Here is a 19536-nt window from a genome sequence, read left to right as displayed (position 1 = left end):
CAGGGCGGCGTCAATGCGGCGGCCGCCGTCGCGGTGACGCTCGCGACCGTCACCGCGGAGACCGCGATCTCGTCGGGCGTCACCATCACGGCGGGCGGCACGGTGACCCTCGCAACGGGCGCGAACACCGACGCCGAAGCCGGCGCTGATGGATCCGCGTCGCAGGGTGCCGACGCGACGATCGGCGCGGCGGTCGCGATCACCCTCGCGAACGTGAACAACCGGGCTTCGGTCCCGGCCGGCGTGACGGTCCGTGCCCAGAACCTGATCGTGTCGACGACGACGACGGATGCCGCGGATACGACGTCGACGTTCTCGGCGCGGTCCGTCGCGGGTGCCGGTGGCGGCAGCGTCTCGGTCGCCGGGTCGTTCGCCCTCGCCGTCGTGAACCACACGACGCGGGCAGCGATCGATGGGGGCGTCGTCCTCACGGGCGGCGATGCGACGCTGACGACGGCGAGCTCGGTATCGACGACGGTCTCGGCGCTCCCCGCGGGCGCGGGCGTGACGGATGCCGGTGACTTCGGCTTCGGCGCATCCGTCGCCCTCGCCATCATCACCGACCGCACGCTGAGCGAGATCGCCGACGGCTCGACCCTGACCGGCGCCCGCCACGTGACCCTGACGGCGACGGCGACGGACACCGCCGTGACCGAGGCCCGCATGGGTGCTGCGGGCGGCGACGTCTCCCTCGCTCCCGCCGTCGCGATCACGCTGTCGAACGTCACGACGACGACGCGCATCGGAACCGGAACGCTCAACGTGACCGGCTCGCTCTCGGCGACAGCGGCGCAGAAGGCGACCGCGTCGACCACGGCATCGTCATCGACCGAGGATGCCGCGACCGCCGCCGTCGGAGTGAGCCTTGCGCTTACGATCGCCAATCACACCGTGACATCCGTTCTCGCCCGATCCGTCACGGCGGGCGTCGATGTCGTGCTCGGTGCATCGAGCATCTCGTCGACGACGTCGAACGCCGTCGCGTCGGCGGCAGGAGCCCCCGAGAACGACGCCGACTCGGGCGACGCCGAGAACCCGGGCGGCGGCGCCGGTACGGGCGTCAATGACCTCGCGGCGGGGGAGCGCGCGCACGCCGACGGCGTCGCGGGGGCGAACGGCGGACAGACCTCGGGCGACCAGGCGGCCCCGACGGCGGAGTCCAGCGACGGCTCGGTCAACGTCGCCGCGGCCATCGCGATCACCCTCGCCACTGTGCGCGCGCAGACCATCGTCGAGTCGACGAGCATCACGGCGGGCGGCAGCGTGCGCTTCGCCTCGAGCGCCAACACCGACGCCGCGTCGTCGGCAGACGGATCGGCCGCCGGCGACGGCGATGCGACGATCGGCGCCGCTGTCGCTCTGACCCTCGCGAACGTGCGCAACAGCGCCGAGGTGCCCGCACACCTCACGGTGCGCGCGCAGAACCTCGCGGTGAGGGCGACGGTCACGGCGGACGGCGCCGACACGACCGCGACGATGGGTGCGGCAGCGGTCTCGGGCGCGGGTGGCGGCAAGATCTCGGTCGCGGGCTCGTTCGCCCTCGCCGTCGTCAACCACACGACCCGCGCGGGCATCGACGGCACCGTCGTGCTGACGGGCGGCGACGCGACCCTCACCGCCGCGAGCCGGGTGGCCACGACCGTGACCGCCCTGCCGCACGGAGCCGGCGTCGTCTCGACGGGAGACGCGGGCGTCGGCGCCTCGGTGGCCCTCAACCTGATCACCGACAGCACGACGGCCGACATCGCCGACGGCGTCAGCCTCACGGGTGCGCGCCACGTGACCCTCACCGCGACGGCACACGACACGGCGGTCACCGAGGCCCGCATGGGCGCCGCGGGCGGATCCGTCGCGATCGCCCCCGCCGTCGCGGTCACCCTGTCCAATGTCACGACGACGACGCGCATCGGCACGGGCGTGCTCGTGATCACGGGCACCCTCGAGATGGCGGCGATCGAGAAGGCGACCGCCGCCACGACGGCGTCCTCTGCCGTGCTCGATGCGACGGATGCCGCGATCGGTGTCGCGCTCGCCCTCACGATCGCCAACCACGGCGCTCTCACGACGCTCGCCCGCAACGTCACGGCCGGCGTCTCGGTGACGCTGCGCGCGTCGAGCGTCTCGGCATCGAGCGGCCTCGCGACGGCTTCCGCCGCCGGTGCCCCCGCGAACGAGGACTCCGGCGACCCCGAGAACCCCGGCGGCGCCGCGGGAACGGGCGTCGACCAACTCGCGCAGCGCGAGCGCACCCACGCCGACGGGGTCGCGACCGCCAACGGTGGTGCGGACTCCGGCACACAGGCCACACCGAGCGCCGAGACGAGCGACGGCCCCGTGAGCGTCGCCGCCGCGGTCGGCATCGTCGTCGTGAACGTGCGCGCCGAGACGGTCATCGATCCCGTCGTCACCCGCATCACCGCGGGAGGAACGGTGACGTTCGCCTCGAGCGTCAACACCGACGCGCGCTCGGGCGGCGACGGTTCCGCTGCGGGCGACGGCGATGCGACGATCGGCGCCGGTGTCGCCCTGACCCTCGCGACGACCGTCAACCGTGCGACGGTGCCCGCGACCCTCACGATCACGGCACGCGACGTCACGCTGTCGGCGACCATGACCGCCGATGCGGGCGACGTCACCTCGACCTTCGGTGCGGCCGCATCCGCGGGGGCCGCGGGCGGCAACGTGTCGGTCGCGGGCTCGGTCGCGATCGCGATCGTGACGACCCGCACGACGGCGGCCACGCACGGCACGCTCGTGCTGACCGGCGGCGATGTGAGCCTCACGGCGCAGAGCGCCGTCGCGGGCAGCACGACGGCCCTTCCGACGGGCGAGGGCACGACCGGGGCGGGCGACGCCGGCATCGGCGCGGCGTTCGCCCTCACCCTCGACACGCACGAGACGACGGCGCTCATCGACGACCTGGTCTCGGTGACGGGCGCCCGCGACGTGTCGCTCACGGCCGATGCGCGCGATGCGACGACGACGGAAGCCCGCATGGGCGCGGCAGGCGGCGGCGTCGCCGTCGCCCCCGCCGTCGCGATCGTGCTCTCGAACATCACGACGCGTGCGCGCATCGGCACGGGAACCCTGTCCGCCACGCGCGATGTGCTCATCCGTGCGACGCAGCACGCGTCGGCGACGGGCACCGCGAGCGCTGCCGCGATCGCGACGGAAGATGCGGCCGTCGGTGTCGGTCTCGCGCTCACGATCGCCAACCACTCCGTGACCTCCGAGCTCGCCCGGGTCGTCACGGCCGGTCGCCACGTCACGATGCAGGCGTTCAGCTGGTCGCGGTCGGGTGCCGTCGCGTCGGCGTCGGCGTCCGGTGCGCCCGACGACGGCTCGGGCACCGACGGAACGGCCGGCTCGAGCGTCGACGATCAGGTCGGCGGCCAGCGCGGCCACCTCGATTCGGTCGCTGCCGCGAACGGCGTCGGTGACTCCGGCAGCGCGGACACCCCGAACGCCGAGACGAGTGCCGGGCCCGTCACGGTCGCCGCCGCGGTCGGCATCGTCATCTCGACCGTGCGCGCGCTCTCGATCGTCGCGCCCGAGGTCGGCACGATCACGGCGAGCGGCACTCTGACGCTGTCGTCGTCGCAGAACACGGATGCCGCCTCCGGCGCCGATGGAACCGCTGCGCGCGGCGGCGACGCGGCGATCGGTGCGGGCGTCGCGATCACCTACGCCGACGTCGTCAACCGCTCGGTGGTGCCCGCCACGCTGATCGTGCGCGCTCAGGCCCTCACGGTCTTCGCGACCATGACGGTCGACGGTGCCGACGCCGTCTCGACGATGAGCGCGATCGCCTCGTCGGGCGCGGGCGGCGGCAACGTGTCGGTCGCAGGATCCGTCGCGATCGGCATCGTGACGATCGACACTCTCGCTGCCGTGTCGGGCACCGTCGAGCTGACCGGTGGAGACGCCGTGCTCGCCGCCGGCAGCGCGCTCGCGACGACCGTCAAGGCGCTCGCGGCGGGCGAGGGCGTCGTCTCGACGGGAGACGCCGGCGTCGGTGCATCCTTCGCGCTCGCCCTCGTCACGGTCGACACGCACGCGCGACTCGACGACGGAGTGGCACTGACCGGCGCGAACGGGATCGCCCTCGTCGGCTCGACGACCAGCGCGACCGTGACGGAAGCCTCGATGGGCGCGAAGGGCGGCAACGTCACCGTGACGCCGTCGATCGCGATCACGATCTCGAACGCCCGCACGAGCGCCGTCATCGGTGCTCTCGGCACGACGCCCATCCGGGCGACGGGCGACGTGCAGCTCTCGGCGACGCAGCACACGTCGGCGCACACGACGGCCGGTGCCGTCGCGACCGAGGGCGGCGACGCCGCGATCGGCATCGCGATCGCCCTGACCTTCGCCTTCGACGAGACCCACGCGACGACCCGGCGCAGCATCGTGTCGGGCGGCTGGACGACCCTGTCGGCGACGGGCTCGTCGCGCAACGGCGCGACCGCGGCCGCATCCGCGAGCGGCGCACCGGGCGAGGACAGCGCCGATGCGCCCTCGGGTGACGTCGACGCGCAAGTGCAGGATCAGCGCGCCTACGCGAACGGTGCGAGCATCGCGCAGGGCGGCGACGGCGTGCAGAACACCGACAGCCCCTCGGCCTCGACGAGCGACGGCGGTGTATCCGTCGCGGGCGCCGTCGGCCTCACGCTCGCCGACGCATCGTTCACGGCGTGGCTGCCCGATGACCTGTCCGTCACGGCGGGCGGACACGTGTGGCTCCTGACGGCGGCTCAGGTCGACGCCGTCACCTCGGCCTCGGGCACGGCCCTCGACGCGGAAGACGCCGGTGTCGGCGTCGCGGTCGCCCTCACGCTCGCCTTCGTCGAAAACCGCGCGTGGATCGGCGAGAACACCGTCATCGCGGCGAACGGCTTCGCCGCATCCGCCACGATGACCACGATCGGCGACCACGGGGCGCACGACTTCTCGGCTGTCGCGGAGGCAGGCGCGGGCTCGAAGGACGTCGGCGTCGCCGGCGCCGTCGCCCTCAACCTCGTCACGAACTCGACCGAGGCGTGGATCCCGTCGAGCGCCCGCGTCGACTTCGGCACGGGCGACGTCACGATCGCCGCAGAGAACCGCCGCACCGACACGGCGAAGGCGAAGGCGGATGCCGTCGGCGGCAGCTCCGGCACGGGCGTGGGCGCATCGGTCGCCGTCAACGTCATCGCCGACGACACGACGCGCGCCGAGATCATGGACGGCGCCGATGTCACAGGCGGCGCGAACGTCACGGTGCGCGCGGACCACACCGACACCGTGGTCAACGAAGTGACCGCGGGATCCGAGGGCGGCACGGCGGTCAGCCCCGGCGTCGGCATCAACCTCATGCTGCCGACGATCATCGCGCGCCTCGGCGCACCCGGTCCGCGTGCCTTCGTCGCGAGCGGTCCCGTCACGGTGCGCGCGACGCACACGGGAACCGTCACCCTGACCGGCGACGCGGATGCCGCGGGCTCGAGCGTCGCGATCGGCGCGATCATCGTCGTGAACGTCGTCGACGTCGACGTGCTCGCCGAAGTGCAGCGGGACGTCACGGCGGGGGCCCTGTGGATCATCGCGACGACCGAGCTGCACGCGAGTGCGACGGCGAAGGCGAGTGCGCGCGGCACGCTCGGCGGGTCCGAGAGCGAGGACGACGCCGAGAACGCCGACGCGCAGGCGCAGCAGCAGCTCGACAGCACCCCCGCGACGAGCGGCAGAGGCGGCACGCTGCCGTCGTCGAGCGACGGTGTCGCGCGGGGCAACGGGCAGGCGCAGAGCGAGGGCGGCCAGCAGAGCGACGGCGTCGGGGTCGGCGCGGCGGTCGCGGTGGACTGGATCCTCGTCGACAGCCAGGCGCTCCTCGCACCCGGACTCACGGTCACCGTCGACGGCGTATTCGCGGTGCTCGCGACGAACGAGACGGATGCCGCGGCGAAGGCCCTCGGCACATCGTGGAGCATCGAGAGCGACACGAACACGGTCGGCGTCGCGGTCGCCCTCAACGTCATCGATGTCGTGAACCGCGGATCCGTCGGCGCGGGCGCCACGATCACGGCGGGCTCCGTCGCCGTCGCGGGCCGCACGCCCGCGAACGCACGGAACGACGTGCAGGCGTGGGCGATCGCCGCCGCGGCAGGCCAGGGCGACGCGGCCGTCGCAGGATCGGTCGCCGTGCAGATCATCGACCTCGTCAACGACGCCGTCATCGGCGCGGGGTCCACGCTCGTCGTCGCGGGCGGCATCTCGCTCGACGCGAGCAACCCCATGGGGCTGCAGGCGCTCGCGGCATCCGGGGCCGTCACGACCGACGGCAGCGGCGTCGGCGCCGGCATCGTCGTGCAGATCGTCACGACGTCGACCCTCGCCCACATCGACTCGACTTTCGCGGCGCCCACCACGATCGACGCCGGTGGTGCCGTCATCGGCCGCGCCGCGGCATCCCTCGCTCCGCTCGCCGCACCCGAGGTGCCGCTCATCGAGCTCCCCGCGTTCACGGGCGTCGCGCTCGGCGCCGCGCTCGGCGGCGGCGACGCGGGCGTCGGCGGATCGCTCGTCGTCAACGTCGTGAACCGCGAGACCCGCGCATGGCTCGGCGACGCGGCATCCCTCAATCAGACCATCGGCGCACTGCCGGGCCAGGACCTGTCGTTCACGGCCTCGGACCAGACGACGTTCGTCGACCTCGCGGGTGCTCTGGGTCTGTCGACGGGCAGTGCGGGCATCGGATTCGCACTCGTCGTCGGCGTGCACAACAAGGACGTCCGCGCGTACATCGGCCGTGGTGTGCAGGCCGACGTCGGCGGCTCGGTGTGGCTCGTCGCGACGGCGGGGGAGAGCTTCACCGAGATCGTCGCGGGCGGTGCCGCGGCATCGGATGCCGGCATCGCGGGATCGTTCGTCGTGCTCGTGGTCAACCAGGGCAGCGATGACCCGGGAACGCGCGCCTACATCGACAGCTCAGCGCAGACGCCCACCGCGGTGCGGGCGCGCGGCGCCATGACGATCATGGCCGCGGACCCCGTCGACGCGATGCTCTTCGCGGGCGCGGTGGGAGCGGCGAGCACAGCGGGCGTCGGGTTGTCGTCGGTCGTCTTCGTGCGCGACGGCATCGTCGACGCCTACGCGGGACGCGATGCCACCCTGTGGGCGCGCGGCGGCACGGGACTCATCCTCACGGCGACGCAGAGCGAAGATCTGTGGCTCGTCGCCGTCGGTGGTGCGGTCGGCGGCACGGCCGGTGTGGCGGGGGCGGCGACCGTCGGCGTGCAGAACAACCGCACCCATGCGCACCTCGATCGTGGCGTCACCCTCGACGCCGTCGCGGCCGGTGGCGGATCGGCGGGCGCCCGCATCGCCGCGACCGACGACACGACGCTGCGCGGCATCGCGGGTCAGCTCGCGATCGGCGGCACGGCCGGTGTCGGCCTCGGCGCCGACGTGCAGGTCGTCACGAAGTCGACCGAAGCCTGGATCGCACCCGAGACGCTCGTCACGGTCGACGGCGACGTCACCGTCGATGCGACCTCGGGCGAAGACGTCACGAGCGTCGCCGCCGGTGCGAGCGTCGGCGGCACAGCTGCCGTCTCGGCCAACGCGACCGTGTCGGTCTACACGGTCACGACGAAGGCCTTCATCGGTGAGGTGTGTGGCGCCGCGACCGTCACGGAGGCCGCGTGCGGTTCGTCGCGCGCGATCGTCCTCGCGGGTGGCAGCGCCCGGGTCGCCGCGAACGAGATCCTCACGATGGACATCGTGTCGGGGTCGGTCGCCGCCTCCGGCACTGCGTCGGTCGGGCTGACGGCCGCCGTGCCCGTGCTGAAGAAGACGACGACCGCGTTCATCGGCGACCTGTCGCGCGTCACGGCGCTCGGCGGCGGGGGAGGCCTCGCGGCCGCGGGGGCGTTCCAGATCGACTACATCGACACACGGTTCAGCCCGCAGACGGCGATCACGGGCGGCAACCAGATCGACCTCGGCTATGCACACGGCATCCGCGACGGCGAGCGCGTCTCGTACGACGCGGGCGGCGGACAGCCCATCGTCGGACTCACCCCCGGCGCCACGTACGTCGCGATCGTCGATGCGGCGTTCCCGACGCGCCTGCGTCTCGCGGCGACGTCGGGCGGGGCTCCGATCACGCTGGCATCGCCCGCCCGCCCGGGTCAGTCGCACCGCATCTTCGCGACCGACGAGGCGACCGTGCCCGGCCGCTTCGCTCCGTACTTCACCCCCTCGATCGACGTCGACGGCGGCGCGAACATCGTGCACCTGCCGTACGACATGCCCGACGGCGATGCCGATTCGACGTCGAGCGGCGGTGGAACGCCCCTGCAGACGGGCGATGCCGTCGTCTACACGGCGAACGGCGGCACCCCCATCGGCGGTCTCGTCGACGGCCGCGTCTACTACGTCGTCATGATGGGTCCGGACAGCTTCCGGCTCGCCGCCACGAAGTGCGGCGCGCTGCCCACGTCGGACGGATGCAGCGGCGGTGCCGTCACGACGATCGACCTCGCCCCGGCCGCCGCAACGGGACGGGCGCACAGCTTCGTCCGCCAGGGGATGCAGCCCCCCGGTGACCCCGCGCGCATCACAGGCAAGCGCGTCATCACGCAGAGCCCCGGCGCCGTCTTCGGCGTCGCCGTCATCGCCAACAACAGCGACGAGATCCTCGCCGTCGGTGCCAGCGCCGCCGTCGCGGCGACGGTCGGTGTCGGGGCGGCGGGCAACGTCAACGTCGTGACGGCCGACACCGACGCCTTCATCGGCCGTCAGGCGCGCATCAACGACGACAACACGGGTGCATCGCCGTGGCAGTCGGTCACGGTCGCCGCCTCCGGCGACTTCCGTCAGCTCATGGTCGCGGCCGGCCTCGGCGGAGGCATGGCGGGCATCGCCGTCAACGCGGCTGTCGACATCGTGAACCTCGACGTCGACGCGACGATCGGCGACGGCGCGATCGTGCGCGCGGTCGGTGACGTCTCGCTCACTGCGCGCAGCGGTCAGGACGTCGTGGCGGTCGCCGCATCGGCGGGTGCCGGCGTCGCGGGCATCGCCGTCGCCGTCGCGACGATCGTCGTCGACAGCCACACGTACGCGCGGACAGGACAGGGCGTCATCATCGACGCCGGCAACAACGTGCTCGTGCGCGCCGATGATGCGACATCGCTCACGATCGCCTCCGGCGGCGTCGGTGTGGGCTTCGTCGGAGGGGGCGCCGGTATCGCGGTCGTCGTCTTCACGAAGGACACGCGCGCCTCGATCGGCGCGTTCAACGTGATCGACGCCCGTGCACGCGGCGGATGGAGCATGAGCGCGATCCCGCTCGGCACGGCGACGGACGCCGGCTTCCCGACGTCGATGCAGCAGGGCCTCGCGGTCGTCGCGACGAGTGAGCAGGACGTGTTCGGCATGGCCCTCGCGGCGGGCGGCGGCTTCGTCGGCGTCGCGGGCGCCGTCAACGTCACGCTCATCTCGGGTACGACGGTCGCCCTCATCGACACGCGCAGCATCATCAACGCCGACCGTGCGGGTGCGGGTGCAGGCCAGGGCGTCTCGGTGTCGGCCGCGGACCGCACCGACACCTTCACGCTCGGCGGCGGTCTCGGCGCGGGCTTCGTCGGCGTCGCGGGCGGTGTCGACATCGGCGCCGTCGACGTCTCGGCGGGCGCCGGCATCGGCGACTTCGCCGTCGTCTACGCTCGCGGCGACATCCGGATCCAGGCGATGTCGATCCGCAGCATCCAGACCTTCGCCCTGAGCTTCGGGGCGGGCGCCGTCGGCGTCGCCGGCTCGGTGTCGGTGTGGGGTGCCGGCGTGACGCCGTCGGGCTCGTACGACGACGGTGGCGGCTCGCAGGACGGGCTCTCGTCGTCGGAGGGCACGCCACAGGGCCAGGCCGACCAGTACGCGTCGGGCACCGGCGCCAACGGCTACGGGTCGATCCTGAACGGTGCGCAGGACTCGTCGGGCACGAGCACCGCGGACCGCAAGCAGAAGGGTCTCGCGGACGCACAGGCAGGCGTCACCGCAGCGACGCCCGGTGCCGGCATCGTCACGACGCGCTTCTCGAGCGTCCCCACGACCCGTGGCACGGCGAGCCGCATCGGCGTGGGCGCGATCGTCGAGGCGGGTGGATCGGTCGCCGTGACCGCCGTCGCCCGCGACAGCTTCTTCGCCGTCGCCGGATCCGCCTCGGGTGGCATCGGTGCCGTCGGGCTCTCGCTCGTCGTCGCGAACCTCACCTCGATCGTCGACGCCGGCATCGAGCGCAACGCCGTCGTCCGCGCCGGCGGCGGCATCGCGGTGCGCGCCGAGGCGCGCGAGCGCACCGAGGCGATCGCCTTCTCGGGGCAGCTCGCGGGCGTCTCGATCGCGGGGCAGATCGTCGTCATCGACAGCGACGCCCGCCAGACGGCGCACATCGACGACGGCGCTGCGATCCCGACGGCCGGCGGCACGGTCGCCGTGACGGCCTCGGCCGACCGCCGGGTCGCCCCGACCGTCATCGGCGTCGCCCTCGCGCTCGGCGCGGCGGGCGCCGCCGTCGCCCTCGCGGACGTGCACGGCGACACGGTCGCACGCGTCGGCCTCGTGCGGCTCGGCGACGCCGCCGCCGTCGGCGGACTGACCGTCACCTCGACGTCCGTCATCGATGTTCCCGTCCTGGCCTTCTCGGTCTCGGGGGGTGTGCTCGGAAGCCTCACCGGTGTCGGCGCGACCGGCACGATCTCGGGTCGCACGGCGGCCGAGTTCGCCGGTGTGGCACGTGTGTCGGGGGCCGTGCAGATCGTCGCCGACGCGCGCAACACGGTCGACACCGAAACCCTCAACGTCCAGACCGGCGCCGTCACGGTCGGCATCACGTTCGCCCGCGCGACCGTGTCCCGCACGACGACGGCGCTCGCCGCCCCCGGGTCCTGGCTGTCCGCGGGCGGCGCCGTCGCCCTGCGCGCCACGAGCCGCAGCCACACGAGCGCCGACATGGGCGGGGGCAGCGCCGCGGGCGTCGCGGCACTCTTCATGAACCCCGTCGCCCGCGTGACGGGCGGCACCACCGCACGATTCGCCGCCGACCTCGCGGCATCCGGATCGCTCGTCGTCGAGGCGCAGGGACAGAACCAGGCGCGCGCGAACGCCTTCGTCGCGAGCATCGGCATCCTCGGCAGCGGGCAGGGCGTCTCGGTCGACGCGATCGTCACCGAGAGCGCGTCGGTGCGCGCCACGATCGACACGGGCACCGTCTTCAGCTCGGGTCTCGTCGCGGTGCGCGCGCGGATCCTGCAGGACGGCGGCGCGGGCAACGTCGCGACCGCCGGCGCCACCGGTGTCTCCGGCGGACTCATCTCCCTCGGCGTGTACGTCGCGAGTGCCGTGCTCGAAGGCGCGACGACCGCGATCCTGTCGAGTGTCGTCGGTGCCTCGGGTGCCGTCGAAGCGCGCGCCGACTCGAAGGCGGATGCTGCCGCCGCGACCTGGACCGCGGGCATCGGCTACTACCAGGTGTCGGGCTCGGTCGTGAACGCCGACGTGCGGCAGTCCGCGCTCACGCGCGCCGCGATCCTCTCGCCCGTGTGGTCGACCGGCGCGACGACGATCGTCGCGGTCGCCGCGAACACGGCGACCGCCGAGACGGATGCGGCCAGCATCGGCTTCATCAACGTGGGCATCACGATCCCGACGGCCGAGATCTCGGCCGCGACGATCGCCGAGCTGCTCGCGGGTCTCGTCGGCAACGGACTCACGGTCGACGCCCGCGGCACCAACACGGCGCGCGCCGACGTCGACTACGTCTCGATCGGCTTCATCGACGGCGGTCTCGGCGGGGCGACGGCAGTCGTGCGTGAAGCGGCGGCCGTGACGGCGCGCGTCGACACGGGGTCGGCGGCCGTGCTCGCCGGCACAGGCGCCGTCGCGGTGACCGCGTGGTCGGCGCACACGGCATCGGCGGACATGCGCAAGTCGACCGCGGGGGCCTTCACGATCGGCGGTCTGCTGCCCGTCGCCCGCATCGAGGCGTCGACGCGAGCAACGGTCACGACACCGTCGGCGCAGTCCGGATCCTTCACCGTGAGCGCGTCATCGGCCAACGCCGTCGACGCGACGGCACGCATGCGCTCGCTCGCGATCATCGGCGTCCGCGGTACGGTCGCGTCGGCGACGATCGAGCAGACCGCGCTGACATCGGCGACCGTCGCATCCACCGTTGTGCTGCGCGCGTCGGGCATCGTCACCGTGCGCGCCGACAACCGCACGGGGACGCACGCCCTCTCGTCCATCGTCAGCGGGGGTGGCGGGCTCATCGACGCGGGCATCTTCGCCGCATTCGCCTCGACGCGCGCCGCCGTCACGGCGGCGTTCGACGGCACGCTCGCGGCGTCGACCGGCGTCGTCGTCACCGCGGCGGGCGGAACGACCGTGACGGCGACCATTCAGGCGGGATCGATCGGCCTCGGCAGCATCACGGGAAGCGTCGTCTCGGCCGATATCTACGAACAGGCCGCGATCACCGCTCGATTCGGCACCGGTGCTCTCATGACGACGGGAACCGTCGCCGTCACGGCGACGACCATCGACCGCGCCACCGCCAGCACCGACCTCGCTTCGGGCGGCCTGGTCGTCGTCGCCGTCTCGGTGCCGACCTCGCGCATCGCGAACGCTCTCACCGCCGACTACTCTGCTCGCCAGGTCGGCGGCACCGGGATCACGGTGCGCGCCGACGCGACCCGCGCCGTCACCACGACGTCCGGCTCGATCGGCTTCTCGCTCATCGGGGTCGCCCATTCGTCGGGTGAGGCGCTCATCACGAGCGGCGCGGTCACGCAGGCCCGAATCCGCCCCGGCGCGACGATCACCGCGCCCGCGGCGGGAGTCTCGGTGACGGCGAAGGCTGCGAACTCTGCGACGGCCGAAGCGGGCGGGATCAACGTGGGACTCATCCTCGCCGCGACGAACGCCGAGCCCCTCGCGTGGGTCGACACGCGCACCTACGCGCACATGCAGGCCTGGATCGGCGGATCGGGTGCCGACGGTGCGGGTGCCGCGTCGCTGACGGTCGACGCGTCGGCGACGAATCAGGCCGATGCATCGCTCGTCAACCGCACCGGCAGCGCCATCTCGATCTCGACGGGCCGCGCCACGGCACGCGTCACGCCCGTGACCGAGACCCTCGTCGGCAACGCCCAGCCGATCGTCGTCGGGGGCAGCGTCACGATCGGCGTCGCCGAGCAGCCGGTGTCGCGTTCGTACGCGCAGACGTTCGCCGCGGGTGCCCTCTCGATCTCGAAAAACTACGCACGCGCCGAAACGACTCCGACCGTCCGACTCACCGTCGCCGACGGCACCTACCTGCGGGCCGGTGGCACCGTGACGCTCAACGCGCTGCAGAACTCGCTCACCCCCGTCGTGCCGCCGGGACTCGTCTTCGATGCCGTGACGGGCGTCGACACGGCGAACGAGACGATCACGATCACGGGCGCCCACGGTCTGCAGACCGGCGGCAGCGTGACCTACACGCCGGGCACGAGCACTCCCGTCGGCGGGCTGCAGCCGGGATCGCGCTACAACGTCATCGTCGTCTCGCCGAATACGATCCAGCTCGGGTCGATCTTCCAGGGCGCGCTCATCGACGCAGCATCCGATGTCATCACCTTCGGACGCACGATCGACGGCGAGTTCACCGAGATGCCGCACAACTTCATCGACGGTCAGCGGGTCATCTACTCGTCGCCGGGGGTGGACGCCGTCGGCCTCACGAACGGGCGTGCCTACCTCGTGCGGGTGGTCGACGAGTTCCGGATCCAGCTGATCGACGCCGCGACCTCGCAGACACTCGTCGAGTTCACCGGCGGCGCCGTGATCGACGACCGCATCTGGGCGGTGAACGACTACGTCAACGGTCAGGCCGTGCAGTACCTCGCGCCCGACGCCCTCGCGAGCTTCGGCAGCAACCGCGTCGACATCATCGTCGACGCGAACGGCGTGCCCCTCAACGTCAGCGGACCCGGCAGCGCCTACATGACGGAGGACAACAACCGCATCGCGCTGCGCGCCCACGAACTGACGACGGGACAGCAGATCGTCTACCGCTCGAACGGCGGAGCCCTCGGCGGACTCGTGAACGGCGCGACCTACTGGGTCATCGTCGTCGGCCCGCACGAGATCCAGCTCGCCGCGTCGCAGTGCCAGGCGGTGGGAACGTGCGTCGACCCCGACGACCCCGATCAGCTCATCCCGGTGTCGGCTCTCGGACTCGCCGGCAGCTTCGATGCCGCGGCGATGAGCATCGTGCACGGTCTCTACGCGCCGGGTCAGCAGCCCATCAACGGCCTGCGACACGGTGAGCGCTACTACATCTACGACCGCACGGCGACGTCGTTCCGTCTGTCGACGGTCCCGGGGCCCTTCTCGGGCCTGTTCGCCGTGGCGATCTCGGGCGGCGGCAGCGTCGGCACGAGCCGGTTCGTGCCGGCTGTCGTCGACCTCGGTCGCGACAGCATCGCCGACCTGCTGTCGCACGGTCTCGTGATCGACCTGACGTCGACGGGGGCGGGGCCGCAGCAGCTGCACTCGCAGCCGCTCACGCCGGTGCTTCCCGGCGGCGGTGTCTTCACCGAGGCTAAGGTGTACGGCTCGGGCGTCGGGTTCATCTCGTCGACGAGCAGCCTGCCCACGGCGAGCTTCACAGCGAACCTCGCGCTCACCCTGGGGCGCAACGCCCGCATCCACGCCGCCGGTGACATCGCGATCGGCGCCGCATCGACGGCATCCGCCTTCGTCGATGCGTCATCGGCAGGCCTCGGGTTCGTCGGGATCGGCGCATCGCGCGCCGTCGTCGACGCGACGGCGAACACGACCGTCTGGCTGCAAGAGGGCACCGATGTGCAGTCGACGAGAGGCAGCGTGCGCGTCGCGCCCATGACCGTCGCGAGCGTGCGCGCGGTCGCACGGTCGCAGTCGGGTGGCTTCGGACACGGCGTCGACTCCCAGACGCGCGGCACGCTCGACCTCACGGCCAAGACGATCCTCGATGGGCGCATCGTCGCGTGGAACGACATCGAGGCGAGGTCGACGAGCGCGATGCAGGCCGACCTGATCGCCTCCGCGTCCGGAGCGTCGTTCGCGGGCAGCACGTCGTCGGGTGAATGCGGTCCGACGGACTGCCACCTCGAGGCGCACAACCACGAGACGAGCCTCACGGTGGGCGGCGGTGCGTACCTCGAGGCCGACAACGTGCGGCTCGTCGCCGAGATGATCTCGAGCCGACTCAACGTCGAGAACCGCGCGAGCGGCAAGGGCGCGTTCGAAGACTCCGACGCGCGGTCCGAGAGCCGCTTGACGTCGGTCGTCCACGTGCAGCTCAACGCCCCCGCGAAGATCGTCGGCTGGCAGAGCGTGACGATCACGGCGCAGCATCGCAGCGTCGAGGTCCGCGCCTACGCGCGCGCCACATGCGGCTGCTTCGGCGGCGACAGCGACGCGTACGCCTACGTCCTCTACGACGCACGCTCGAGCGTCGTCGGGCAGGAGGGCGTGCGGATCCGCACCGCGGCGCTGCTCGTCCAGGCGCTCCACCAGCTCGTCTCGACGACGCCGCAGGCCTCCACCGGCGGCGGATTCATCGACTTCGGCGGCTCGGACAACAAGCTCGACAACTTCCGCTACCGCACGATCGAGTGGAACGCCGATGTCGTGCTGCACGCGCCGAATCCGACGCTCATCATCGACGCGTCGGGCCGCATCGTGAAGAAGTACGCGGTCACCGTCCGCGATCTGAACGGCGTCGTCTACAACGTCGGCAGCGTGATCCCCGCGGGCCAGACGATCGTCGTCGACCCGATCGAGAACACCGGCGGAGGCACGGCCCGCTACGAGATCAACAACACCACCGGCACCCCGATCGGCATCCTGACGGGGGACCGGGGCACCCTGCAGGTGCAGAACACGTTCGACTTCGTGCGGCTGCACAACCACTCGAACCGCGACATGCGGATCCAGGACATCAGCGTCGCGAACCTCGACGACGTCGGCGCGACGGTCGATGTCGCGGCCGAGAACAGCACGGCATTCCGCTTCCACATCGGGCGACCCATCTTCATCCCGACCTTCGTCGACATCGCCAACTGGCAGAACCCGGGATCGGCCGACCTGCAGTTGCACGGGCACATCGACAACCCGATCGGCGCGACCCGGATCATCGCCGAGAACGGCGACATCAGCGCGTCGCAAGCCGGCTCGATCCGCACGAACATCGCCCAGCTGTACGCCGAGCGCGGCACGATCGGGGCCGCCGGAACACTGGTGGGCGTTCCGTTCCGCGAGCCCATCCGCATCACGCTCGTCCAGAGCGATTACCTCATCGACGACGTCGACCCGACGCGCCTGGTCGAGCTCGTCGCCGATGCGCGGGACGACGTCGTGCTCGACGTGACCTACAGTGCACGGATGCCGGTGGGCTCGCCCTACGCCGAAACGATGTTCCAGCCTCTCCTCGGTCCCATCCACGCGGGCCGCAACATCGACATCCTGGTGCACGACAGCACGTTCGGATCCGACGTGCCCCCGTTCACGTCCTACCTCGTGCAGGTCGACGTCACGGTCCCGCCGAGCACGACGAACGTGCCGCCCTCGGGGCTCTACCACACGTACTTCCATCCCGACCCGGGGCCGTGGGCGGGCTTCGGCGACCCCGTCCTGGTCGCGTGGGGCACCGTGAACACGCTGCAGGACAGCGCCTACACGTTCGGCGACCTGAGTGCCGGAAACGACATCGTCGTGCGGCATCCGTCGACGGCCACCTCGATCTCGTTCGAGGTCTACTCCGACGTCGATGCGACGCTCGTCAGCATGCGCTTCGCGGAGATCTCGTACTCGGTGAGCGACGGCGACGGCGAGATCTCGCTGCTCACGAACGGCGACATCTCGGACCTCGAGACGATCGGCGACCTGCGCGTCGGCACGATCACCTCCACAGCCAGCGACGTCTGGCTGCAGACGGCGCAGGACGCGTCGATCCTCGACGACGGCACGATCGACGACGGCACGCCGCGCGTCGCCGGCCGTGACATCACACTGGTCGCGGGGCTCCTCGCGGGTCGCATCGGCGGTCCGGCTGCGGACGTGCCCGACTTCCTCGAGATCCGCTCCTCGCTGGCCGAGCGCGGTCGCGTCACGGCGTTGGCGGGCGGCGACATCCTGCTCGACCAGGTCGACGGATCCCTGTTCGTGCGGCTCGTCACGTCTCTGAACGGGGATGCCGCGCTGCGCACCCGCGACGGCAGCATCCTCTCGGATGCCGCCGGCACGACGGCGCGGGTCATCGCGCGCGACATCGACCTCATCGCGGTCGGCGGCACGGTCGGTGCCGACAGCCCCGACCGGTCGCTCGACCTCGTCATCGACACGGCGATCGGCGGACGCCTGTATGCGCACTCGTACGAGGGCCGTGTCGCGGGCGTTTTCGTCACGGAGGCGACGGGATCGCTCCTGGTCCTGCGCGCGGAAGCCGACCAGGGAGATGTCCGCGTCACCGTGCCGTTCGTCGACGGCGGCGTCGACGAGAGCCTCTTCCTCCTCACCGAGGGACGCACGATCGACGGCCTCATCGACATGACCGAGGGTCGTGTCGTCGCGGGCGGCCATGTCACGCTCCTCGTCGGGCAGGACGTCATCGCGCCGCTCGGCACGATCATCGCGGGACAGACCGTCACGATCCGCGCGTCGTTCGGCAAGACGCTCGCGAGCCAGGGTGGATCGCTGCTGTACTTCGCGGGCGAAGTGACGGGGCACGCGACCGAGATCTACGGCGGCCGCGGAGACGATGTCTTCTCCTTCGACTCGACGCTGCTCGGCGGACACACGATCGTCTACGGCGGGGCCGCGCGCACGGCATCCGGCGACGACGGCGACGACACGTTCTTCGTCGTGCGACTGCAGTCCATGACGGGCACCCACCTCGCCGCTGTCGGCGACGACTTCGCGGGCACCGAGGTGCGCGACGCACTCGTGCTCTTCGGCCTCTCGGGCGACAACGCGTTCCGTGTGCTGACGTGGGGCGGCGAGGACGACGCGCTCCTCGGCCACGACTACCGCATCATCGTGCGGGGCGGGGGAGCGCAGGGCGGTCTCAACACCCTTTGGATCGACGGCACCGATGCGGCGGACGTGTTCCTCTTCCGCGGCCTGTCGGCGATCGCCGAGCACCCCGACGCGACGCGGCCGGCGTTCGTCGCCCACGTCAACACCGCGGCCGGCACGCACGAGCGCATCTCGTACGACCAGGGTGTGAACCAGCGGGTCACGGTCGACGGACTCGGCGGCGACGATCTGTTCGTCTTCGACGACAACAGCGCCATCACGACCGTCTACGGCGGCGACGGCGACGACACGTTCATCGTCGGCCAGTTCTTCGCGACACCGCGCGTCGAGCCCGACGTGCAGCCCGGCGACGCGTTCGAGACGATCGAGACCGAGTTCGGGCATGTGAGCCGCGGACTCACCTTCCCCGCCGTGCTCTACGGCGGCGCGGGCGACGACACGTTCGTCATCTCCGCACACACCGCCGAACTGCGCGTCGAGGCGACGACGGGCGACGACGTGTTCGACGTCCTCGCGGTGCGCCTGCTCGACGGGACCTACCTCGCGCACGGTCTGCTCTCGCTCGACGGCGGGGCCGACGCGTCGACCGTGACGGTCCACACGACAGGCGCTGCGGAGGACATCGTCATCGACCCGCTCGACGTCGTGGGAGGCGGACTCGACGTCGACCTGTACTCGGTCGCCGAGCCGACGCTCGCGGGAGCGCTCGCCGTTTCCGCGCCGCTCGGGATCCCCGGCGAGGATGCTGCGGTGCCGGTGTCGATCGTCGTTCCGATCCCACCGCGTGACGGCGGCGCGGGCGAGATCATCATCGTCGAGACGGACGGCTCCACGACGCTGCAGACCGGCGTCAAGGAGACCGACAGCTACACGATCGAGCTCGGCACTCCGCCCACCTCACGCGTGTACATCACGATCTCGGCGGCGTACGCCGGCGGCATCCCGTACGCGCAGATCTCGATCGACGGCGGCCTGACGTTCCACGACCAGGTCATCCTCATCTTCGAGATCGGCGAGACCGGGCCGAAGACGGTCATCGTGCGGCTCGTGCCGACGATCGACCCGCATCCGTTCCAGACCCTCGCGGCCGTGCCGTCGGCCGAGCCCGGCCCCGGCATGATCGTCGAGACCGTGAGCCACGCCGTCTCGAGCGACGACCCCCTCTACGACCATGCGACCGCGCGCAACGTCTACATCAATGCCATCCGCGGCGTCGACCCCGTCGATCCGGTCGATCCCGTCGATCCCGTCGACCCGGTCGACCCGGTCGACCCGGGTGGCGACGGCGGCGACACCGACGGCGGCCCCGCGGCCGCGAGCGCGGGCGACCGCCTCCCCAAGACGGGCGGCGCCGACCTCACGGGGTGGCTGCTCCTGGGTCTGCTGTTGCTGGCCGGCGGCGCGCTGCTCAATCTCCGCCGCCGGGCGTGA

1 protein-coding gene (running past one end of the window) is annotated in these 19536 nt (G+C 72.0%); it reads left to right on the top strand.

Features of this window, described 5'->3' with window-relative positions; translation table 11 throughout:
- Positions 1-19536: the 3' portion of an LPXTG cell wall anchor domain-containing protein gene (locus tag ACFC3F_RS09280; RefSeq protein WP_376128778.1), read on the top strand. The gene continues 11205 nt to the left of window position 1, outside the view; the window shows 19536 of its 30741 coding nt (coding positions 11206-30741); its start codon lies off the left edge, out of view; it ends in the stop codon at positions 19534-19536.

Source organism: Microbacterium sp. NPDC055910, assembly GCF_042271185.1.
Classification (GTDB): Bacteria; Actinomycetota; Actinomycetes; order Actinomycetales; family Microbacteriaceae; genus Microbacterium.
Note: the sequence above shows the minus strand (reverse complement) of the source record. Positions and strands in the feature narration are given on the sequence as shown.